A 22,004-nucleotide genomic window follows, 5' to 3' on the forward strand; every position below is an offset into this window, starting at 1 on the left:
TTAGATATAATTCGACCGCTGGCTACTTCTAGGAACTAGAACCAGCGGTCGCTTTCCGATGATTACTGACCGTAAACGTCGTAGTTGAAGTACTTAGCAGCAATCTCTTGGTAAACACCTTTCTCACGTAGAGATAGGATTGCAGCATCTAGCTTCTTAGTAAGATCTTTATCTTGCTTACGTACTGCGATACCAAAACCTTCACCGAACCATTTTGGATCAGTTAGCGACGGGCCAACAAATTCGTAAGCTTCACCGCCAGCTTTATTTAGCACGCCTTCTTCAAGTGCAGATGCGTCACCAAGTACAGCTGCCACACGACCGTTTGCTAGGTCAAGGTATGCTTCGTCAAAAGAACCGTAACGTACGATTTCAACTTTGTCACCGTAGTTATCAGTTAGGTACTTATCGTGAGTTGTTGCACGTTGAACCGCGATTTTTTGACCATCTAGGTTGTCAAAATCTAGACCTGCGCCTTTTTTCGCGATGAACTTGTTAGGGATCAGAGCGTATTTGCCTGTGAAATCAACTTTCTTCTTACGCTCTTCAGTGATAGACATCGCTGCGATGATAGCATCGTATTTACGCGCTAGTAGAGAAGGAATAATGCCATCCCAGTCTTGTGCAACAATCTTACACTTAACCTGCATTTCCTTACATAGAGCACTCGCCATGTCTACGTCGAAACCTTTAAGAGAACCATCAGCTTCTGTCCAGCTAAATGGAGGATATGCCCCTTCAATACCAAAACGAACTGTCTTCCAATCTTTCGCTTGAGCTACACCTGTTGCTGCCGTAGCAGCCAATGCTGCAACTACTAACCACTTTTTCATTTCCATACTCCTGTGATTGTGATTTTTGTCTTATATTGTGTCTGTCTTTTGCCTGCTGTAAGTGCAAGCTTAGTAAATTGATGAGATGAACTGCTGTAAGCGTTCTGAATCCGGGTTAGTGAAGAGCTTAGCAGGGTCTCCCTGCTCTTCCACTAGACCTTGGTGCAAGAACATGACGTGGTTAGAAACATCGCGTGCAAACGCCATTTCGTGCGTTACAACCAGCATGGTTCGACCTTCTTCCGCCAGATCTCGCATTACACCTAACACCTCACCAACCAATTCTGGGTCAAGTGCTGAGGTAGGTTCATCGAATAGCATAACTTCAGGATCGACAGCCAATGCACGTGCAATCGCCGCGCGTTGCTGCTGTCCGCCAGATAAGTGACCTGGGTAGTAGTCTTTACGCTCGTAAAGGCCGACTTTTTTGAGTAGCAGTTCAGCGTTTTCCAAAGCCTGAGCTTTTGGTACGCCTAGTACATGCACGGGTGCTTCAATGACATTTTCAAGTACTGTCATGTGTGACCAGAGATTAAAACCTTGGAATACCATGGCAAGTCTCGAACGGATACGCTGTACTTGTTTTTCGTTGGCAGGAACAGCCTCACCTTGGCGATTGTTTTTCATTTGGATCAACTCACCGTTGACCCAAATTTCACCTTCGGTAGGCGTTTCAAGAAGGTTGATACATCTTAGGAAGGTACTTTTACCTGAACCTGATGAACCAATAATGGAGATAACATCTCCTTTGTGTGCCTCAAGCGAGATACCTTTAAGGACTTCATTTTGCCCGAATGTTTTGTGCAGTTCCTTTATGTCCAGCGCTGGTACATCATTCATGCGCTAATACTCCCTGTCTTTATTATAATTGCCGACTTAATAAACGGCTTTTCCGCCGGCTAATTGCTGGGTTCCACCCACATTTCGCTACAAACTAGCACTCCCCAGACCAACATGCAACAAATTATTAACCTTCATATTAGGGATATATAGCCACTTTATATGAGTAAACATTCAATTTATAGAGTAATTCGCTCCATAATACGCATAAATCATTTTAATAAACATATTATCTACCGAAGTGATAAATTAACATTTTTATAAAAACCAGATCTATCTCAACAATTCTCTCAATAATGAAAATTCAGGTGCTCTTTCCTCTCTATTCCTAAGTCATAAAACTCACAATGTGAAAATAGTTTTCACTTTATATTTCAATAACTCACTAATACGGCCTTAGCTGTGTAGTTTTCTTTCACATTCCTTCATAAAGTGATCTAAATCAATCACCCCTTAGGGTTAGCACGTTACACTCGCGTCAAAGATAAAAGCCTCAATAAGCGAATTTTTGTCTTTTCTAAACGCCTGAGTTAAGCACGTGACGCACACGCTACAGGCCAATAGTTCAAGGACCCAAATGCAGGACGCTAAGTCAGGTTTTTACAAGATCGTCCACTAAACAATAACTACGGGCGACTCTTAGAAGAATCATTAACTTTTTAGAATATGAGGAATCTATGTCAGACGCAGTCAACAAACCGCACTCTGATTCGGATATCGAAAACAAGAGCTATCGAGAGCTGCATCGCCCAGCTTCCGAATTTGAAAGCCGTTCAGATTATCTAGATCATGAACTTCAGATCATGAAGCCTCGTCGCTTCGGTTTAAACTTACCTGGTCGTGACTTCCGCTTTGAACTCGAAGATTTAGTCCCTGCGCTAGCAGGAACTATCGGCATTATCGCGATGTACTCCGCGGTAATGATGTCTTGGGCAGAAGGCCTGACCGCCGCTTGGGACCACATTAATCTAGGCAAAGACTTCGCCATTGAGGTGGCACGTGTAGAAATGCTCATCCCTGCCCTTCTGTTCTGTGTATTGGCGTCTGGTTTCGTCAACCCGAAAGCAAACCTCGCAGGCAACCACGGGCCAATGATCCCTCTTATCGGTACCATCGCATTAGCTGGCGCGCACCCTCTTGCATTGGCTATCCTGATCGGTGTTTTCGGTTTACTACTGAGCTTTCTTAAAGGTGGCTCCAAGTTAGTTAACCTTACATCGGAAGGCACCGCAGGTGGATTGCTGATATTCCTTGGCCTGACAGGCACCATGAGCCAGATAAACTCTATCCAGGCTTGGGCGGTAGGCCTGCAATCAGACACGGTTGCGGCTGGCAGCATGGGCTATGTTGGCCTGATTGTCTTGGCCGTAACCATCGCTCTTTATGCGTTCTTGGCAAAAGTAAACAAACGTTGGCTTGCTATTCCCGTTTGTGCATTTACAGGCTTAGCGATTGCACTCGTGCTTGGCGCAGGCTTCGACATCAAGTTCGTCACAGAAACTGGCTTGCCGAACCTAAACCCAGTTTACTGGTGGGGTAGTACCGAAGAAGGTTGGATGCTTGGGCTACCAAACATGGAGCACTTCATTGCGTCACTACCTTTCGCCATTCTGGCTGTCGCTATGTGGTCTCCTGATTTCTTAGGTCATCGTATCTTCCAAGAACTGAACTACCCTAAGAAGACAGAAAAAGTACTGATGGATGTAGATGACACCATGACCATGTGTTCTGTTCGTCAGATGGTTGGTACAGCCGTGGGTGGCGGTAATATTACGTCATCTTGGGGCACTTACATGATCCCAGCTGCGATTGCGAAACGTCCTATCCCAGGCGGTGCAATCCTTCTTGGCCTGTTAGTGATGATCATTGCAATTCTTGGCTTCCCGATGGACATCGCAGTATGGCCACCCGTGATGCGTGTAGCATTGCTTGTTGGTGTATCGCTGCCTCTACTTGAAGCTGGTATGCAGATGGTCAAAGACTCGAAAGATTCCCAAGCCGCAGGTATTTGTATCTTTGGTTCAGCTGTCGTTAACCCAGTATTGGCTTGGGCATTGACTATGCTTCTGGATAACAATGGCTTGATTGGTGATAAAGAACGTGCAGCTCGCTTGTCTTTCGTCGATAAAATCGTCATTCCAGTGGGCGTGCTTGTAATCTGTCTGATTGCTATGCTGGCAGTCGGTATGCTTGAAGGCCAATACGGCATTAAAGCCTGGCTATAGAAATTCAAAAAATTTGAGGGTGGCAAGCTATGCCACCCTCTTTTTATCGACTTTTTTGAGGATTTATTGATTTAGTTTAAGGTTTGCAATTTTTTTTTAGTTTAACCTTGAAACCAAGTTAATAAGAAACCATGTAAAAGTTAGTGACAATATTTATAGTTTAAAACGCACACAATGATCGATTTTAGAGACTATACATATTGTTATTCATAAAGAGTGTACCGCTCCTGTAAAGGAAAACTAACTAGCTCAATGGTTAGAAAGGTACGTGTTTTTTCTACTAAAAAGGTAGGTATGTCATGGCAGAGCAATTTGCTAAAGCTTGGGAAGGTTTTGCTGAAGGTGACTGGCAAAACGAAGTAAACGTTCGTGATTTCATTCAAAAGAACTATGCACCTTATGAAGGCGACGAATCTTTCCTTGTTTCTGAAGGTACTGAAGCAACAAATAAGCTTTGGGAAAAGGTAATGGAAGGTATTAAACAGGAAAACGCGACTCACGCACCTGTTGATTTTGATACTTCAGTTATCTCTACCATCACTGCTCACGATGCAGGCTACATCAACAAAGATCTGGAAACGATCGTTGGTCTTCAAACTGACGCCCCACTAAAACGCGCTATCATCCCTAACGGTGGTATTCGTATGGTGGAAGGTTCTTGTAAGGTTTACGGTCGTGAGCTTGATCCTAAGATCAAAGAAATCTACACAGATTACCGTAAAACACACAACGCGGGTGTTTTCGATATCTACACTCCAGACATCCTAAAATGTCGTAAATCTGGTGTTCTGACTGGTCTTCCAGATGCATACGGTCGTGGTCGTATCATTGGTGACTACCGTCGTGTAGCTCTATACGGTATCGACTTCCTAATTAAAGACAAGCTAGCTCAATTCGCTTCTCTACAAGAGAAATTTGAGAATGGCGAAGATCTTCAAATGACTATGCAGCTTCGCGAAGAAATCGCTGAGCAGCACCGTGCACTTGGCCAAATGAAAGTGATGGCTGAGAAATACGGTTGTGACATCTCTCGTCCAGCTGAAACTGCACAAGAAGCTATCCAGTGGACTTACTTTGGCTACCTAGCGGCTGTTAAGTCTCAAAACGGCGCGGCTATGTCTCTAGGTCGTACTTCTACGTTTCTAGATATCTTCATCGAGCGTGATATTGCTGCAGGTAGGATCACTGAAGAACAAGCTCAGGAAATGATCGACCACTTCGTAATGAAACTACGTATGGTTCGTTTCCTACGTACTCCTGAGTACGATGACCTATTCTCTGGCGACCCAATTTGGGCAACAGAATCTATGGGTGGTATGGGTCTTGACGGTCGTACGCTAGTTACTCGTACTAACTTCCGTTTCCTAAACTCTCTATACACTATGGGTCCTTCTCCAGAGCCGAACATCACTGTTCTATGGTCTGAGCAACTACCTGAAGGCTTCAAGAAGTTCTGTGCGAAAGTATCTATCGATACTTCTTCAATCCAGTACGAAAATGACGATCTAATGCGCCCAGACATGGAGTCAGACGACTACGCAATCGCTTGTTGTGTATCTCCAATGGTTGTTGGTAAGCAAATGCAGTTCTTCGGTGCTCGTGCTAACCTTGCGAAAACTATGCTTTATGCAATCAACGGTGGTGTTGATGAGAAGCTGAAGATGCAAGTTGGTCCAGAAATGCCTAAGATCACTTCAGAAGTACTAGACTTCGACGAAGTGTGGAACAACCTAGACCACTTCATGGATTGGCTAGCGAAGCAGTATGTTGCTGCCCTAAACAGCATCCACTTCATGCACGACAAGTACTCTTATGAGTCTGCGCTTATGGCTCTGCATGATCGTGACGTTTACCGTACTATGGCTTGTGGCATTGCCGGTCTATCTATCGCAGCAGACTCACTATCTGCAATTAAACATGCGAAAGTGAAGCCAATCCGTGACGAAGATGGTGTTGCAGTCGACTTCGAAATCGAGGGCGATTACCCTAAATTTGGTAACAACGATGCTCGCGTAGATGACATTGCTTGTGAACTGGTAGAAGTGTTCATGAACAAGATCCGTAAGCTTAAGACTTACCGCGATGCAGTTCCTACTCAGTCTATCCTTACTATTACATCTAACGTTGTATACGGTAAGAAAACAGGTAACACGCCAGACGGTCGTCGCGCAGGTGCTCCGTTTGCTCCAGGTGCAAACCCAATGCACGGCCGTGATGAAAAAGGTGCGGTAGCCTCTCTGACGTCTGTTGGTAAACTGCCGTTTGCTCACGCGAAAGATGGTATTTCTTACACCTTCTCTATCGTGCCAAACGCACTGGGTAAAGAAGAGACTTCACAGCGTGCTAACCTTGCTGGTCTGATGGATGGTTACTTCCATCACGAAGCAGGTATCGAAGGTGGTCAGCACCTAAACGTGAACGTACTTAACCGCGATACTCTAGAAGACGCTGTTAAGCACCCTGAAAAATACCCACAGCTAACTATTCGTGTTTCTGGTTACGCTGTACGCTTTAACTCTTTAACTGCAGAACAGCAACAAGACGTTATCGCACGTACTTTCACCGAATCACTATAAATTTGGTTGATTGACTCTAAAGCCCCGCTTAATTAAGCGGGGCTTTTTTATTGCGAAGCAAATCAAAAGTTAGACTCAAGCCACATTTATATTTCAATTTTCTTTCTTTCCTCTCTGATGAATACGATATGGAGTAATATCTAGGCTCCATTCAGAAATGATGTATTGAAATGAACCTATTACGCACTCTTCCTTTGATACTGTTGGCCTCAAGTGCTTTAGCTTCCGAGCGCTCAACCGTATCGTTTTCAATTGATAATGATGGCGTATTTGGTGTCGATCAGGATTATACCAACGGACTGTTTCTCACCTATACCTCGGGCGCTGTTACACCCAATTGGTTGACTAACCCCATGAGCTTATCATTCTGGGGCGGCGCCTCTCTGGACAAGTACGAATTTACACTTGGCCACAAAATGTATACACCGTCAGACATTAATGCCACCACACCAATGGTAAATGACCGACCTTATGCTGGTTATCTCCATGCTGAATTTAACTACATCAGCCTTCATCCTCAGCAAGCGCAACGTTTCAATCTTACACTAGGTACGACAGGTGAAAGCTCACTCGCGGATCAAGCACAAGATATTGTTCACGGAATTACAGGATCTGATGAACCTCGCGGTTGGGCATATCAGGTTGATGACGAGTTTGTTGGTAGCCTTGGTTACCTTAGCCACTTCAATCTTTGGCGTGAACGCGCCATCGCAAATACAGACTGGGAGATTTCAAACGTTTCCGAAGTGAACGCTGGTAATTTCCGCAGTGATGTATCAACAGGCTTCATGTTCCGTTGGGGAACGGACTTAGCGGGAAGCATGGGAGCGGCAAACATTGATAATGAAAACCCATTCCGCGCAGGTATGCTAGGGGCTTCACAAGGTGGTTGGTTTATATTTGGTGGTATTGAAGCTCGCTACCGCTTTAACGACATCACAATTGAAGGCGACCGCTCCGGCGTGGTCGACTACGCTAATCGCAACGGTGAAAACCCAAGTATCTATGATGTAACACTAGAAGAAAAACAAGCCAGCGCGGTGGCTGGCTTTGCTTGGTATAACGAGCATTTTGGTGCAACCGTTACGGCGACAGCGAAAACTCCTGACTATAAAGAAGCGAAAGATTCAATGTACGGCACAGGTGGCCTCGCATTGTATGCTTTCTTCTAAATCGTAAACCTCTGGCAGTCGCTATTAAGGCTGCCAGCTCTCTGCTCCACCACCTGACTGACAGAGCGCAGTTGTTCATTGTTTTCTTCCAGCTCTTTCATCGCACTTGAAATTTGAGTCATGCTGTCTGCCATTGATTGACTGGTCGTTGCTAATTCTTTAATGGACGCAAAGATGACGTCTGTCTGGTGCGAAGCTTCATCGGCTTTTTCTGTAATGGTGCGTAGTGCTTGCATCGCCTCGTGGCCTTTTTCCTGCCCCGTTCGCATCGACGTTTCAGATTGACCAATGTACTGGATAACTTCAGCACTTTCTTTTTTCATTGTGTCTATGGTTTCAGAAATTTCGGCGACCGCATCAACGGTTCTTACCGCCAAACTACGAACTTCATCTGCCACGACGGCAAACCCACGCCCTTGCTCACCAGCACGCGCAGCTTCTATTGCCGCATTCAAAGCCAGAAGGTTGGTTTGCTCTGCAATGCCGTTGATAATGTCCATAACCGAATCGACTTTGGAAGACGCTTCTTCCAACTGCTGAATATGTCCAGCCGCGGATGTGAGTATCGAACCGACCTCTTCAAGCGAGCCAATCGCAGCTCCAATGATTTGTGCCCCTCTCTCTGCCGAGTCAGTCGAAGAACGACTGATTTCTGACACGAATTCCAGTGAATTAGACACCTCTTGTGTCGTCACACTTACCTCTTCTGTAGCAGATGCCAATAATTGAGTCTGCCCCAGTACTTCAGACTGGTGATGAGCCAGCATATCTAGGCCTTGGTTAAGTTCAACTGCATTGCCAGACAATGCCTGCCCGCTGGATTGCACACCAGAGACCAGCTCACCCAAGTTTTCACAGCTTTCATTTATACTGATTGCCAGTTGGTTAAACTCATCATTGGGGTTCTTAGTCAAAGCCATCCGTTTCGACAAATCACCTGCCGAGACATTGTGCAAAATCTCACGAGTCTTGGTCAGAGATCGAGATAAGGAAGTGCTCTGCATGATGAAAATAGCTATGGTGAAAACGGCAAGAATGATGCAAGCGACTAAGATGGACCATAATGTTTGCTCAGAGGACTTTTCTGCAGACAGCTGGTACTGAGAACTGATACCGCCTAATTCACTTGTGACGGCTGCAATCAATTGAGTCAATTGCATCTTGGTTGAAATTAGCTGCTGCTCGACACTGCCTAATTGTTTGGAAAGCTCACTCACTCGGACGAATGTCGCTTTGTATTGCTCTATCTCTTTCTCATACAAATCCAACATGGCGTAAACATTGGACATGCTTTCAAATGCACCCATGGCACGATTGAACAGCTTTAGGTTTTCTTCGTTCGGTTGTAGTAAGTAGTTTTGTTGTGACTTAACCATCGCTTGGAAATCTGAGTTGAGCGTTACCATCCCAGTTTCAGCAATTTTCTGCTCGATAATATTGGCAAGCTTTTTCAACTCCCCTAGCTTGCCTTCATCGATATTAAAACCAAGTTCTTGCTTGAGCTCTAACCAAGGATTAGCTGCAGCTTGGAAGTCTCCTATACTTTGTTCCAGTTCGTTGGCATAGCTCTTTAGGTTCAGTACATTGAGGAAAGCGACATCATTGTTAACGGCTTCAACAATATCGCTAATATCTTGTTTTGCTTTCGCAACCTGAGCGCCCTCTAGATTATCCAGCTCACTACTTAAGGTAAGAATTTTACTTTGGGTCTGATAGATTGAAATGGAGCCAGAAGAAATATCACCACTGGAATGATACTGCTCACTCATTTGAGTAAGCCTAGAGGAGGTAAACACTGCGAGTATGACAAACCCTATTGTCAGTACAATTAAAAACAGTGTGACTTTCTGTTTTTGCGATAGCGCAAGCATATCCATAAGAAATCCTTAAACATCAATCGGATGCAACTAAAACTTGCCTAGCCTGTTTGTTTATTAATTATTATAAAAACCACATTTGGCAACATTTTTATAACATACATTTTAGTCTATGTGCGCTTTTTTTATTAGTCAGTAAAATCTTGATGATAAAAACCTGAAATGCTATTTAAACCCTACTTTTTGTAATAAAATAACGAACAAATCACTAATTAGAGATGAGCACATGTCAGCAACCGGTCGTATCCATTCTTTCGAGTCCTGTGGAACAGTTGATGGCCCAGGAATTCGTTTTATTGTCTTTATGCAGGGATGTTTAATGCGATGCATGTATTGCCACAATCGCGATACATGGGACACTCATGGTGGTAAGGAAGTCACGGTTGAAGAGATCATTAACGAAGCGAAGAGCTATCGTCACTTTATGAATGCATCTGGTGGTGGTGTTACTTGCTCAGGTGGTGAAGCGATGTTACAGCCTGAATTTGTCCGCGACTTTTTCCGCTCCGCCAAAGCAGAAGGAATCCACACCTGCCTCGATACTAATGGCTATATTCGTAAGCATACTGAAGTCATAGATGAAGTACTTGAAGCCACAGATCTAGTCATGCTGGATCTAAAGCACATGAAAGACGAAGTGCACCACGACTTTATTGGCGTTTCCAATCGACGCACCTTAGACTTTGCCCGCTACTTGCACCGTATCGGCCAAAAAACATGGATTCGCTACGTCGTAGTACCTGGTTATACTGATGATGAAGAAGCCGCACATATGCTTGGTGAGTTCATCAAAGACATGGACAACATTGAAAAGCTCGAACTTTTGCCATACCACAAGTTAGGAGCCCACAAATGGGAAGCACTAGGGTTGGATTATCCACTAGAAGGCGTTAACCCGCCGTCCAAAGAGACCATGGACAATATCGTTTCAATCCTTGAGCAGTATCACTCAAACGTAAAATATTGATACCATCTACTAAACATTTCATAAAAAATACCAACCAGATCGCGGTTGGTATTTTTTTAAGAGGTCATTTTGCTACTTCCCGAACTCTTCGCATTGTTTTTCATACTGCTCTCAGTAAATTTTATCTGGAAGGATGTATTTCGCGTATTGCTTCCGAAACTCTCCGATGAAAGAGGATTTCAGCACCTGACATTTGCCGTAATCTTTGCACTGTTCGCTTTGTGGTCAGCACAAGCAGGGGTGAAGGAAGGTTTATCAATCCATTTTCTGGCATTGACGTCCTTAACATTAATGTATGGCTGGCGAAGCGCTTACGCCATCTCAATCGTCGTTGCGCTGCTACTGGCCATCTTTGGACAATTAGCATTTAGCGAGTTACCTGAATACATCTTATTTTCTTGCTTACTCCCAATATCAATCAGCTACTTAGTCTTTCTGGTAAGTTATCAATACTTACCGAGAAACATCTTTGTGTTCATCTTCGTTGCTGGATTTTTCAATGGAGCCTTCACAGGTAGTGCTCACCTTATTATCAACTCTGTCTATCATGTCGTTCAAGGCACTCACGACTGGGAAACCATATTCGACAATTATATGGTTTTTGTTCCTCTTCTAGCGTTCCCAGAAGGTCTGCTCAATGGAATGACGATGGCAATGTTTGCGGTATTCAAACCGGAGTGGTTACGTGTTTTCTCCGACCGCGATTACATCTATAACCACTACCATAAAAAGTGACCATTTAAACTGAAATTTCTTTACATTTTTCATAATAAACATGTGTTGAGATCATGTTTCAGTGCGTACTGAAAAGATAACCTAAGCACATTAAAGATGTATTAGATTATTTTAGTGAGGCCACCATGGAAATGACCAACGCTCAGCGCTTGATCCTATCTAACCAGTACTACTTGATGTCTCAGATGGACCCGGAAAACGCGGCGAAATACAGTCGTTTACAGACTATCGTTGAACGCGGTTATGGACTTCAGATGCGTGAATTGGACAAAGAATTTGGCTGTCTGAAAGAGGCAGAATGTCGTGAGATCATTGATATCATGGAAATGTTCCATGCCATGCAAGAATCAACCAAAATGCTATCCGAAGCAGAGCAAGTCGATGTAGATCAACGCCGCCTGATGTTCTTGGGTTTTGACATTGCAACAGAAGCCCAACACGTTAACTACGTACAATTCCTAATCGATTCTGAAGGTTTATACCCACAATTTGATAAAGGCGACCACCATTTCAACGCCCAGATGCCAATGCTGGAAAAATACCGCCGCATGCTAACCACTTGGCGTAACTGCCCTCGTCAATACCATCTGTGCAACAACGAGTTAAAACAGATATTCAATGCCTAATCACAACGCATACATAAAAGGGTTGCTCATGAGCAACCCTTTTTATTATTCGCACATTAACTCACTAAAATACGTAAGCAATACCGATGTTGGCAGACGTTGTCACACCACTTTCAATAAGCGGACTGCTCTCAATCGACCCTTCTAAATTGGTATAACGAACCCCACCTGTTACGCGTACACTCGGCGTAATGTGTAAATAAGCAGAAGCACTAATAAAATACTGGCCATCCCAATCTGCTTCAAATGCACTAAAATTCGGGTCATAAGCCTGCGCTCGTGCCGCTTCTGCTGCGCTTACACCGTATAAGTGGTCATTGATTTTGTCACTGTTGTACGCATACCCAATCGAAGGAGTAATCCCCCAACCTTTCTGACGAAAAGGCAATCGCCAAGCGGCTTCAGCGTATAGGCCATTATGCGTACCACCTAAATCCGTACCGGCTGTAGCCTCCAGTACACCCGCTAGAGTGATCAACTGGTAACTAATCCCTCCTAAAACGGTCGCTTTACGTTCATCCATCTGTTGGATAGCGCGATTATCAGAATCACTCGGTTTTAACGTTCTTGAATCGTAAGCGGCACGAAAGATAATGTTTTGAGGCGAACCAGCAGGAAATAGACGATAGCCAGCACTAAAGCCACGTAAGAATAAATGCTCACCTTCATAACCCACTAGAGGGATCACGGTTTCATTAGACGGCGTATCTTTATACACAGCAGGAGAGTAGGAAGCCGCAACACCTAAAGACCACTGAGAGATTTTTGCGTGGGCAAGTGGCGCAGCCAAAAGAGCGGTCATCGCTGCGAACTTAAGCCAAGGAGTTTTCAATTTTTACACCTGATTGATTATGGAGCTTACTTCTGGGTGCCATTATATGGAATGATATACAGCAAAACAACACCCTCTTGAGTGAATAATCACCTGTTTTAACAAGCAATAACTATACCAATAGGAAAACATATTCACACTGCAGATATTAACTTATTTGCATTTAACGGAGCTCAAATTCTGCTTACGAGTAACAAGTGGTCAAACATCACAATTTGCAAATAAACACATATTTTTTAAGCAAAATTCTAAAAACCAACTAGTCTTTAATAGGAAAGGATTTGTTTTTTCTATGCGGGTTGATTGTCTATAAAGACAGGTTCAGAGGGGAATTCATTATGAGTATTTTCGACCATTACCAAGCGCGCTACGAAGCTGCCAAGGATGAAGAATTATCTTTACAGGAATTCTTGACGCTATGTAAAGATGATAAAAGTGCTTACGCTAATGCCGCAGAGCGTCTACTGATGGCTATCGGCGAACCAGAGCTAATCGATACTGCGCAAGATCCATGCTTAAGCCGAATTTTTTCAAATCGGGTCATTTCCCGGTATGAAACCTTCAAAGACTTCTATGGCATGGAAGAAGCGATTGAACAAATCGTTTCTTACCTAAAACATGCCGCACAAGGCTTAGAAGAACGTAAACAGATTCTTTATTTGCTCGGCCCTGTAGGTGGTGGTAAATCCTCCCTTGCAGAGAAGCTCAAAGCGCTGATGCAGCAAGTGCCTATTTATGTGCTTTCAGCAGACGGCGAACGAAGCCCAGTAAACGACCATCCGTTCTGCTTGTTCGATGTCGGTGAAGACGGCGAACTGCTAAAACGTGAGTATGGCATCGAAAAACGCTATTTGCGTTCGATTATGTCACCATGGGCGGCTAAGCGTCTCCATGAGTTTGGTGGCGATATCACTAAGTTTAAAGTTGTGAAAGTGCGTCCTTCTATTTTGGATCAGGTCGCAGTGGCGAAAACGGAGCCGGGTGACGAAAACAACCAAGATATTTCATCACTGGTCGGTAAAGTCGATATTCGTCAACTTGAGCATTATTCTCAGGATGACCCGGATGCGTACAGCTACTCAGGTGCTCTGTGTCGTGCTAACCAAGGTTTGATGGAATTCGTAGAGATGTTCAAAGCACCGATCAAAGTGCTTCACCCTCTACTAACTGCGACTCAGGAAGGCAACTACAACGGTACCGAAGGCCTATCAGCCTTGCCTTTCGACGGCATGATACTGGCGCACTCGAATGAGTCAGAGTGGCAAACTTTCCGCAATAACAAGAACAACGAAGCATTCCTTGACCGTGTTTACATCGTCAAAGTGCCTTACTGTCTGCGCGTTGCGGAAGAAGTGAAGATCTACCAGAAACTGTTGGATCACTCTGAACTGGCGAAAGCTCCGTGCTCTCCTAGTACGCTCGAGTTGTTGTCGCAGTTCAGTATTCTTTCTCGACTAAAAGAGCCTGAAAACTCATCTATCTTCTCCAAGATGCGTGTTTACGACGGTGAAACCCTGAAAGATACTGACCCTAAAGCGAAGAGTTACCAAGAGTATCGAGATTTCGCAGGTGTCGATGAAGGCATGTCAGGCCTATCAACACGTTTCGCGTTTAAGATCCTGTCTCGAGTCTTCAACTTCGATCAAACCGAAGTCGCAGCGAACCCAGTTCATCTGTTCTACGTTATTGAGCAGCAAATCGAACGTGAGCAGTTCCCTCAGGAAACCGCTGAGAAATATTTGGAATTCTTGAAAGGCTATCTGGTTCCACGCTACGTCGAGTTCATCGGAAAAGAAATTCAAACCGCTTACCTCGAGTCTTACTCTGAATACGGACAAAACATCTTTGACCGTTACGTCACTTATGCTGATTTCTGGATTCAGGATCAGGAGTATCGTGACCCAGAGACAGGCCAGCTATTCGACCGTTCTGCGTTAAATAACGAGCTTGAGAAAATCGAAAAAACAGCAGGCATTAGTAACCCTAAAGATTTCCGTAATGAGATTGTGAACTTTGTTCTTCGTGCTCGTGCTAACAACAATGGACAAAACCCAGTTTGGACTAGCTATGAGAAGCTTCGCACTGTGATTGAGAAGAAAATGTTCTCAAATACGGAAGAACTATTACCCGTTATCTCCTTCAATGCGAAAACCTCTTCTGAAGACCAGAAGAAACACGACGACTTTGTCGCTCGTATGATGGAGAAAGGCTATACCGAGAAACAAGTCCGCTTGCTATCGGAATGGTATTTACGCGTACGTAAATCATCTTAATAGCTGAGACAACCTTCCTCTGAACGAGAGAGGAGAGCCAATGAAGTACCTGCCGGAGCAAATTCTCTGGCAGGTTATTGGATGCGAACAAGATGCATGCGCTTGATAAGTGCATGTACCAAAAGAGGGGTGACTCATGGCGCAATTTATTGACCGACGACTGAACGGAAAAAATAAGAGCGCGGTAAACCGCCAGCGTTTCTTACGTCGTCATAAAGAACAAATCAAAGAATCTGTCGCAGACGCAGTCAATCGCCGTTCAATCACGAATACCGAAACAGGCGAAGATGTCGCGATTCCTCATAAAGACATCAAAGAACCTATCTTTCACCAAGGCAAAGGAGGCGTAAAAGAGCGCGTCCACCCTGGTAACGATCAGTTCATTACTGGCGATAAAATCGAGCGCCCTAAAGGTGGTGGTCAAGGCGGTGGCTCCGGTGAAGGCGACGCGAGCCCAGATGGCGAAGGTCAGGATGAATTCGTTTTCCAGATTTCAAAAGATGAGTATCTGGATATTCTGTTCGAAGATTTGGAGCTACCAAATCTAGAGAAAAACCAAATCAATAAAATTACAGAGTGGAAGACTCACCGTGCGGGTTATCAAACCGCTGGTGTGCCTGCCAACATCGCGATTGTAAAATCCCTCCAGCAATCTCTTGCGCGTCGAACGGCAATGACCGCAGGTAAAAAGCGTATGTTGAGAGAGCTGGAAGAAGAACTCGATCAAGTGAAAATGAGCGAACCCGCTCAACTACTGGAAGAAAAAAGACTCAAGAAGGAAATTAAAGATCTCAGACGAAAAATCGACACCGTCCCTTTCATTGATACCTTTGACTTAAGATTTAAAAACTACGAACGCCGCCCTATTCCATCCAGCCAAGCTGTAATGTTTTGTCTGATGGATGTATCAGGCTCAATGGACCAAGCAACCAAAGATATCGCCAAGCGTTTCTACGTACTGCTCTATTTATTCTTGACCCGTACTTATGAAAACGTTGATGTCGTATTCATTCGCCACCACACTCAGGCAAAAGAAGTCGATGAGCATGAGTTTTTCTACTCTCAAGAAACAGGTGGCACAATAGTTTCAAGCGCCTTAAAACTAATGAAGGAAATCGTTGAAGATCGTTATCCTGTCGGTGAGTGGAACATTTATGCCGCACAAGCTTCCGATGGCGATAACTGGGCCGACGACTCTCCACGTTGTCGTGAGTTGCTTACCAAAAACCTATTACCAAATTGTCAGTACTACTCCTACATCGAAATCACGCGACGCTCTCACCAAACCTTGTGGCATGAGTACGAGAAACTGGAAGGTGCCTTCGACAACTTTGCAATGAAGAATATTCGCAGCGTTGAAGACATATTCCCAGTATTCCGAGAGCTCTTCAGAAAAGAAACTGCTTAGGGAGGCCACTATGACAACAAAAACCAAAAAGCCAACCAAGAAAAAGACACTGCCAGATGGCCCAGATTGGACATTTGATCTGCTCGAACGCTATCACGTTGAGATCAAGCGTGTTGCAGAACATTATCGATTAGATACCTATCCCAATCAGATCGAAGTCATTACTTCTGAACAGATGATGGATGCCTACTCAAGTATTGGTATGCCAATCAATTACAATCACTGGTCATTTGGTAAAAAATTTATCCAAACCGAGCAAGGTTACAAGCACGGCCAAATGGGCCTAGCCTACGAGATCGTGATCAATTCCGATCCTTGTATCGCGTATCTGATGGAAGAAAATACGGTCACCATGCAAGCATTGGTAATGGCGCATGCCTGTTACGGCCACAATTCATTTTTTAAAGGCAATTACCTATTCCAAACTTGGACTGATGCCAGCTCTATCATCGACTATCTATTGTTTGCCAAAAAGTACATTGCGGATTGTGAGCAAAAGTACGGCGTGAAAGAAGTTGAAGAGCTTCTCGATTCCTGTCATGCCTTAATGAACTTCGGCGTAGACCGATATAAACGCCCAGAGAAAATCTCTATCGCGGAAGAAAAGATGCGTCAGGAAGAACGCGAAGCTTATCTCCAATCCCAAGTGAACGATCTATGGAGAACCGTCCCTAAAGGTAAAGTCGAACAGGAAGAATCCAAGATTCGCTTCCCTTCTGAACCTCAGGAAAACATCTTATATTTCATTGAAAAACACGCGCCGCTGCTAGAGTCATGGCAACGAGAGATCGTACGTATCGTTCGCAAAATCAGCCAATACTTCTACCCTCAGAAACAAACTCAGGTAATGAATGAAGGTTGGGCTACATTCTGGCATTACACCATCCTTAACCATATGTACGATGAAGGATTGGTGACAGAACGCTTCATTCTCGAGTTCCTACATAGCCATACGAGCGTTGTCGCGCAGCCTGCGTACAACAGCCCTTATTTCAGCGGAATCAACCCTTATGCGCTAGGGTTCGCGATGTTCCGTGATATTCGCAGAATTTGTGAAGAACCTACAGATGAGGACAAAGAGTGGTTCCCAGAACTAGCGGGAACCGATTGGTTAGAAGCCGTTCATTTTGCAATGAAGAACTTTAAAGATGAAAGCTTCATCAGCCAGTATCTATCTCCTAAGCTAATGCGCGATTTTAAACTCTTCGCAATTACTGACGACGACAGAAAGAACTACATCGAAGTCACCGCGATTCACAATGATCTGGGTTACCGAGAAATCAGAGAGAAGCTCGCCGGCCAGTACAACCTCAGCAGTTTAGAGCCTAATATTCAGGTCTTTAATGTAGATGTACGAGGCGATCGATCACTGACTCTTCAATATGTTCCGCATGATCGTATTCCACTTGATGATAGCTACGACGAAGTATTAAAGCACATGTATCGACTATGGGGGTTTGACGTCATCTTAGAAGAAGTTAAAGAGTCAGGGCGACGTGAAATTCTCGGGACTTGCCCAAAACGCAACGATTATGATGGAAAGATATAGCAACAAAAAAGGCCCTAACGGGCCTTTTCTTTATTGATTAGCAATGAGCTTCCTCACTACCTCTAAATCTTCTGGTGTATCAACGCCTGCAGGTGGAGCTTGCTTAGCCACCTCGACATGAATTTTCTCGCCATACCACAAGACTCGAAGCTGCTCTAGACTCTCAATTTTCTCTAGAGCAGTTGGTTCCCAGTTGATATAGGTATTGATGAACCCTGCTCGATAAGCATAGATACCGATGTGACGCATCAGAGGTTGAGCAATCACCTTACCGCCATTAGCAAAATTATCTCGATCCCACGGGATAGTCGCACGACTAAAGTACATCGCATAACCATCTTTATCTGTCAGAACTTTCACGGCATTCGGGTTGAAGACTTCATCTTCATGGGAAATTTCAACCGCTAACGTTGCCAAAGGAGCTTGGCTGTTCGCTAGATTATTTGCAACTTGTGTGATAATGGCTGGCGGAATCAGTGGCTCATCGCCCTGTACATTCACGATCACATGATCATCCGGAATGTTCATGACTTTCACAACTTCAGCTAAACGCTCAGTTCCTGACTCATGCTCAGAAGATGTCATGCACACCACCCCACCGAATGCTTGTACCGCACTTTCAACTCGCGCATCGTCGGTCGCAACGATAACTTTTTCAGCACCAGCCTGCAATGATTGCTCGTAGACCCACTGAATCATTGGTTTACCACCAATATCAGCTAATGGCTTACCCGGTAGACGTGTGGATTCATAGCGTGCAGGTATAACGACGGTAAATGCCATTATCGCCCCTCTTCCATGCTCATTTGGCGTGCTTCAGGCTCCAATAGGACCGGAATACCTTCTTTAATCGGGTAAGCGAGACGATCCAACTTGCAAATCAGCTCTTGTTTATCTTTGTCGAACGTAAGCTTACCTTTGCATACCGGGCAAGCCACAATCTCAAGCAGTCGATGGTCCATACTTTTCTTTAACCTCTTTAATCTTAGTTAAAATGCGCGTCTCATCTTGGGGACTAAAGCTAGCAGTCACTGGAAGATACCACCAGTTTTCTTCTGCGTAACTGGCACATTTTACTGCATCTTTTTCTGTCATGATCAGATGTTGCCCGCTGCTAGCCAAGGTTTGCAACTCTGATGGTTCAAAATCTTTATGATCGGAAAAACCTTGGGTAACGACAGGGCTCGCACCAAGACTTTCCAATGTGTGAAAAAACCTTGGTGGGTGGCCAATACCGGCCATCGCCACCAGCTGTTCAAGCTGACTGACAGGGGCTTTCTCTCTGGTTTTTAGGTTCACTGCCAAACTCGGTGTTAGAGTCATGGCGGCTTCATTCTCGTGAGCTTTTCCACCATTAGTGATAACGAAATCGACTTCGCTCAACCGTTCGGTTGTCTCACGCAGAGGCCCAAGTGGTATCAACTGTTCACTGCCAAAGCGGCGGTTACCGTCCACCACTACGATTTCAATGTCTCTTTGTAACGCATAGTGCTGTAGGCCATCATCTGTAATGACAATATCAACGCCAAGAGGCAGTAAAGCTTTGACAGCATCACTTCGTACCGGAGATACCGCTACAGGTGCTGCTGTACGTTTGAAAATCAACTTGGGTTCATCACCACAATGCTTGGTCGGTGTTTGTTCTTCAACAATGAGTGGATAGCTCGGCGCTTTAGCACCATATCCACGAGACACCACCCCAGGTTTGTAACCCATGGATTGTAATTGCTCCACCAGCCAAATAACGACGGGAGTCTTGCCGTTGCCACCAGCGGTAATGTTGCCAACAACAACAACAGGAACTGGTGCTTTGTAACTGGCTTTATTCCCAGACACAAATGCTTGGCGCCTCGAACGACTGATAACTCCAAATACTAAACTGAGTGGCCATAACAATGGCCACAAAAAATAGCGTAGGGGATGGTTTTCAAACCAGATTTTTTCAATCACGGTTTAAGCACCAAACTGTATCCGGTGAAGCTGTGCGTAGGCGCCATCTTTTTCAATCAAAGTGCTATGGTCACCGCGCTCAACGATTTCACCTTCATCAACGACCAAAATCTCGTCAGCGCTTTCAATCGTTGACAGCCTGTGTGCGATAACAAGTACCGTTTTATTTTTCTGCAATTCATCCAACGCAGATTGAATCGCTTTTTCAGATTCAGTATCAAGTGCAGATGTTGCTTCATCCAAGATCAACACTGGCGCGTCACGTAACAAAGCGCGCGCGATAGCGATTCGCTGACGCTGACCACCGGAGAGACTCGTGCCATTTTCACCAATAACGGTATCAAGCCCATCGTCCATATTGTCGATAAAGTCCATCGCATACGCTAAGCGAGCGGCTTCTTCAATCTGCTCTCGGCTGTATTCATCCGTCGCAGCATAGGCGATGTTGTTGGCAATGGTGTCGTTGAATAAGTGGACATTTTGCGACACTAGCGCAAAATGGCTGCGCAGATTGGTCAGCTTGTAATCACGCACATCATGTCCGTCGAGCTCAATGTTACCTGAGTCAACGTCATAGAATCGGGTAAAGAGGTTCGCAATGGTGCTTTTACCAGAACCTGAACGACCAACTAGCGCGACCGTTTTTCCTTTCGGTATGTCAAAGCTGACATTACGCAGCGCCGGTGCTTCTTTGCCTTGATAAGTAAATGTGACATCTTTAACGGCAACTTCACCACGAACGGCCTTAGCTTCGTACTTACCGTTATCTTGCTCGGTTTCCAGATCCATCAACGCAAACAAGGTCTGGCTTGCTGCCATACCACGCTGAAACTCCGACGTAACGTTGGTTAGCGCTTTAAGTGGACGCAGTAGACCGAACATCGCAGAGAAAACCACAGTAAACGTACCTGGAGTTAGCTGCTCTTTGATTGAATCAACACTCGCTAGGAACAAAACAACAACAAGAGCAATCGATGCAATAATCTGAATCACTGGGTTTGCAATCGCTTGAGCGGCGACCAGCTTCATCGATTGCTGGCGCATCTGGTTGCTCACGGTATCAAAACGCTCACGTTCAACGTTCTGACCACCATAGCTTAGTACCACTTTGTGCCCCTTTAGCATTTGCTCAGCGGAGGCCGTCACATGCCCCATAGTATCCTGCATACTCTTAGAGATCTTACGGAAACGCTTTGACACGATACCAATAGCCCAAGCAACGACAGGCGCCACAACGAAGAGCACCAATGAAAGCTGCCAGCTGTTCCAGAACATCAGAACCAGTAAACCTATGATACTCGCGCCTTCACGTACAATACTCACTAAAGCTCTGCTGGTCGCACCCGCAACTTGCTCTGAGTCATAGGTAATGCGAGACAGCAATCCACCTGTCGACTCTTTATCGAAATAAGACACTGGCATGTGCATGAACTGGCTGAAAATTCGTCGACGCATCAGCATCACAACGTTGCCTGAAACCCAGCTCAAACAATATGAAGAAACGAAGCCACTCAACCCTCTAATAACCATCATACCGAAGACAATGAAAGGCAAAGTGCGAAGAAAATTAGACTCGGTATCACCAAAACCTTCATCTAACAGAGGCTTTAGGAGTGACACCATATATGTGTCAGCTACCGCATTGATAATGAGAGCAACGACCGCTACGGCCAAACCTGCTTTGTATAAGCGAATGTAAGTCCATAAACGCTTAAAAGTTTGCAGGGTCGTTTCATCTTGATTAAGAGACATAGAACTGCTTATTTTTCTTACAATATTCGGTCTATTCTACTCCCTTACGTAGCGTCTGCCTATACCAAGCCAATCCTTTCCACTCTCTTATCGCGTCAATTTTCCAATGGTTTGAATAGAAATTGACACTAATTTGACCGTGAGCCCCGGTATCAAACCATTGTACGTCTCTGTCTGTATAACGTTTGACCACATTAGGAGCTGGGAGTCGCCACTTTCCATACAAAGCAGATGAAGCGATGGCCACCTTGGGGCTAACCGCTTCAATAAACCGCGGTATGGAAGACGTTTTACTGCCATGATGTGGAACAACCAAAACATCGCTACGAAGCGCATCAGGTTGTCTGACAAGAAGCCATTCGACAATCGCATCAATGTCTCCGGGCAAC

General features: G+C 44.8%; 18 protein-coding genes. 9 read left to right on the plus strand and 9 right to left on the minus strand.

All coding sequences use genetic code 11. The annotated features are described in order from the left end of the window. Positions 1-62: 62 nt before the first annotated feature. Positions 63-833: an ABC transporter substrate-binding protein gene (locus F0265_RS07725; RefSeq protein ID WP_171748448.1), complete on the minus strand. Its 771-nt coding sequence runs from the start codon at positions 831-833 to the stop codon at positions 63-65. 69 nt (positions 834-902) lie between these two features. Next, positions 903-1,673 (minus strand): ABC transporter ATP-binding protein, encoded by a 771-nt coding sequence (locus F0265_RS07730; RefSeq protein ID WP_006959044.1) that lies wholly within the window; start codon positions 1,671-1,673, stop codon positions 903-905. Positions 1,674-2,350: 677 nt separating this feature from the next. Between F0265_RS07730 and F0265_RS07735 the strand changes: the two genes are divergently transcribed. The 3 genes from F0265_RS07735 to F0265_RS07745 all read left to right on the plus strand — a co-directional run bounded on the left by F0265_RS07735 (position 2,351) and on the right by F0265_RS07745 (position 7,646). Then, positions 2,351-3,898 carry a DUF3360 family protein gene (locus F0265_RS07735; protein ID WP_171748449.1) on the plus strand — a complete coding sequence of 516 codons (1,548 nt, stop codon included), beginning with the start codon at positions 2,351-2,353 and terminating at the stop codon, positions 3,896-3,898. Between the two features lie 299 nt (positions 3,899-4,197). Then, positions 4,198-6,474: a formate C-acetyltransferase gene (gene pflB / locus F0265_RS07740; protein WP_171748450.1), complete on the plus strand. Its 2,277-nt coding sequence runs from the start codon at positions 4,198-4,200 to the stop codon at positions 6,472-6,474. A 170-nt stretch (positions 6,475-6,644) separates the two neighbouring features. After that, the gene (locus F0265_RS07745) at positions 6,645-7,646 is read left to right on the plus strand and encodes a lipid A deacylase LpxR family protein (protein ID WP_171748451.1); all 1,002 of its coding nucleotides are present in this window, start codon (positions 6,645-6,647) and stop codon (positions 7,644-7,646) included. On the opposite strand, the gene F0265_RS07750 is transcribed toward F0265_RS07745, so the two are convergent. Beyond that, positions 7,643-9,523: a methyl-accepting chemotaxis protein gene (locus F0265_RS07750; RefSeq protein ID WP_171748452.1), complete on the minus strand. Its 1,881-nt coding sequence runs from the start codon at positions 9,521-9,523 to the stop codon at positions 7,643-7,645. The two genes, F0265_RS07745 and F0265_RS07750, sit on opposite strands and share 4 nt — an antisense overlap. A gap of 226 nt (positions 9,524-9,749) precedes the next feature. On the opposite strand from F0265_RS07750, the gene pflA reads away from it, so the two are divergent. The 3 genes from pflA to F0265_RS07765 all read left to right on the plus strand — a co-directional run bounded on the left by pflA (position 9,750) and on the right by F0265_RS07765 (position 11,851). After that, positions 9,750-10,490 (plus strand): pyruvate formate lyase 1-activating protein, encoded by a 741-nt coding sequence (pflA, locus tag F0265_RS07755; RefSeq protein WP_029236135.1) that lies wholly within the window; start codon positions 9,750-9,752, stop codon positions 10,488-10,490. Positions 10,491-10,583: 93 nt separating this feature from the next. Further along, the gene (locus tag F0265_RS07760) at positions 10,584-11,225 is read left to right on the plus strand and encodes an energy-coupling factor ABC transporter permease (RefSeq protein ID WP_229630103.1); all 642 of its coding nucleotides are present in this window, start codon (positions 10,584-10,586) and stop codon (positions 11,223-11,225) included. A gap of 125 nt (positions 11,226-11,350) precedes the next feature. After that, complete coding sequence (locus F0265_RS07765) at positions 11,351-11,851, plus strand: YfbU family protein (protein WP_171748453.1); 501 nt, start codon at positions 11,351-11,353, stop codon at positions 11,849-11,851. Between the two features lie 64 nt (positions 11,852-11,915). On the opposite strand, the gene F0265_RS07770 is transcribed toward F0265_RS07765, so the two are convergent. Next, on the minus strand, positions 11,916-12,653 hold the full coding sequence (locus tag F0265_RS07770; protein WP_171748763.1) for a MipA/OmpV family protein: 738 nt from the start codon (positions 12,651-12,653) through the stop codon (positions 11,916-11,918). A 368-nt stretch (positions 12,654-13,021) separates the two neighbouring features. On the opposite strand from F0265_RS07770, the gene F0265_RS07775 reads away from it, so the two are divergent. The 3 genes from F0265_RS07775 to F0265_RS07785 all read left to right on the plus strand — a co-directional run bounded on the left by F0265_RS07775 (position 13,022) and on the right by F0265_RS07785 (position 17,913). Next, on the plus strand, positions 13,022-14,956 hold the full coding sequence (locus F0265_RS07775; RefSeq protein ID WP_006959053.1) for a PrkA family serine protein kinase: 1,935 nt from the start codon (positions 13,022-13,024) through the stop codon (positions 14,954-14,956). Positions 14,957-15,092: 136 nt separating this feature from the next. Beyond that, the gene (locus F0265_RS07780) at positions 15,093-16,364 is read left to right on the plus strand and encodes a YeaH/YhbH family protein (protein ID WP_006959054.1); all 1,272 of its coding nucleotides are present in this window, start codon (positions 15,093-15,095) and stop codon (positions 16,362-16,364) included. A gap of 10 nt (positions 16,365-16,374) precedes the next feature. Next, positions 16,375-17,913, plus strand: a complete 1,539-nt coding sequence (locus F0265_RS07785) for a SpoVR family protein (protein WP_006959055.1) — start codon at positions 16,375-16,377, stop codon at positions 17,911-17,913. A 30-nt stretch (positions 17,914-17,943) separates the two neighbouring features. Here F0265_RS07785 and kdsB read toward each other — a convergent pair whose 3' ends face one another. From kdsB to F0265_RS24585, 5 genes are read right to left on the minus strand one after another with little or no spacing between them, the layout of a single operon-like run. Continuing rightward, a complete protein-coding gene (kdsB, locus tag F0265_RS07790) occupies positions 17,944-18,696 on the minus strand; it encodes a 3-deoxy-manno-octulosonate cytidylyltransferase (RefSeq protein ID WP_171748454.1) in 753 nt (250 codons plus the stop codon). Then, positions 18,696-18,875 (minus strand): Trm112 family protein, encoded by a 180-nt coding sequence (locus F0265_RS07795; RefSeq protein WP_006075338.1) that lies wholly within the window; start codon positions 18,873-18,875, stop codon positions 18,696-18,698. Before F0265_RS07795 ends, kdsB begins: the two co-directional genes overlap by 1 nt. Next, positions 18,856-19,863: a tetraacyldisaccharide 4'-kinase gene (gene lpxK / locus F0265_RS07800; protein ID WP_171748455.1), complete on the minus strand. Its 1,008-nt coding sequence runs from the start codon at positions 19,861-19,863 to the stop codon at positions 18,856-18,858. Before lpxK ends, F0265_RS07795 begins: the two co-directional genes overlap by 20 nt. A 3-nt stretch (positions 19,864-19,866) precedes the next feature. Then, positions 19,867-21,615, minus strand: a complete 1,749-nt coding sequence (gene msbA, locus F0265_RS07805) for a lipid A ABC transporter ATP-binding protein/permease MsbA (RefSeq protein ID WP_065740399.1) — start codon at positions 21,613-21,615, stop codon at positions 19,867-19,869. Positions 21,616-21,646: 31 nt separating this feature from the next. Continuing rightward, positions 21,647-22,003, minus strand: coding sequence for a hypothetical protein (locus tag F0265_RS24585; protein WP_253809374.1), 357 nt, complete (start codon positions 22,001-22,003; stop codon positions 21,647-21,649). Between the last annotated feature and the right edge of the window lies 1 nt (position 22,004).

It is taken from the genome of Vibrio sp. RE88 (genome assembly GCF_013113835.1).
In the GTDB taxonomy this organism is placed as follows: domain Bacteria; phylum Pseudomonadota; class Gammaproteobacteria; order Enterobacterales; family Vibrionaceae; genus Vibrio.

Excerpts from the sequence above, each read along its gene's own strand:
- pflB (WP_171748450.1), top strand. The coding sequence starts at position 4,198 with ATGGCAGAGCAATTTGCTAAAGCTTGGGAAGGTTTTGCTGAAGGTGAC.
- F0265_RS07735 (WP_171748449.1), top strand. The coding sequence starts at position 2,351 with ATGTCAGACGCAGTCAACAAACCGCACTCTGATTCGGATATCGAAAAC.
- F0265_RS07730 (WP_006959044.1), bottom strand. The coding sequence starts at position 1,673 with ATGAATGATGTACCAGCGCTGGACATAAAGGAACTGCACAAAACATTC.
- F0265_RS07795 (WP_006075338.1), bottom strand. The coding sequence starts at position 18,875 with ATGGACCATCGACTGCTTGAGATTGTGGCTTGCCCGGTATGCAAAGGT.
- msbA (WP_065740399.1), bottom strand. The coding sequence starts at position 21,615 with ATGTCTCTTAATCAAGATGAAACGACCCTGCAAACTTTTAAGCGTTTA.
- F0265_RS07780 (WP_006959054.1), top strand. The coding sequence starts at position 15,093 with ATGGCGCAATTTATTGACCGACGACTGAACGGAAAAAATAAGAGCGCG.
- kdsB (WP_171748454.1), bottom strand. The coding sequence starts at position 18,696 with ATGGCATTTACCGTCGTTATACCTGCACGCTATGAATCCACACGTCTA.
- pflA (WP_029236135.1), top strand. The coding sequence starts at position 9,750 with ATGTCAGCAACCGGTCGTATCCATTCTTTCGAGTCCTGTGGAACAGTT.
- F0265_RS07770 (WP_171748763.1), bottom strand. The coding sequence starts at position 12,653 with ATGACCGCTCTTTTGGCTGCGCCACTTGCCCACGCAAAAATCTCTCAG.
- F0265_RS07785 (WP_006959055.1), top strand. The coding sequence starts at position 16,375 with ATGACAACAAAAACCAAAAAGCCAACCAAGAAAAAGACACTGCCAGAT.
- F0265_RS07775 (WP_006959053.1), top strand. The coding sequence starts at position 13,022 with ATGAGTATTTTCGACCATTACCAAGCGCGCTACGAAGCTGCCAAGGAT.
- F0265_RS07725 (WP_171748448.1), bottom strand. The coding sequence starts at position 833 with ATGAAAAAGTGGTTAGTAGTTGCAGCATTGGCTGCTACGGCAGCAACA.
- F0265_RS07745 (WP_171748451.1), top strand. The coding sequence starts at position 6,645 with ATGAACCTATTACGCACTCTTCCTTTGATACTGTTGGCCTCAAGTGCT.
- F0265_RS07750 (WP_171748452.1), bottom strand. The coding sequence starts at position 9,523 with ATGGATATGCTTGCGCTATCGCAAAAACAGAAAGTCACACTGTTTTTA.
- F0265_RS07765 (WP_171748453.1), top strand. The coding sequence starts at position 11,351 with ATGGAAATGACCAACGCTCAGCGCTTGATCCTATCTAACCAGTACTAC.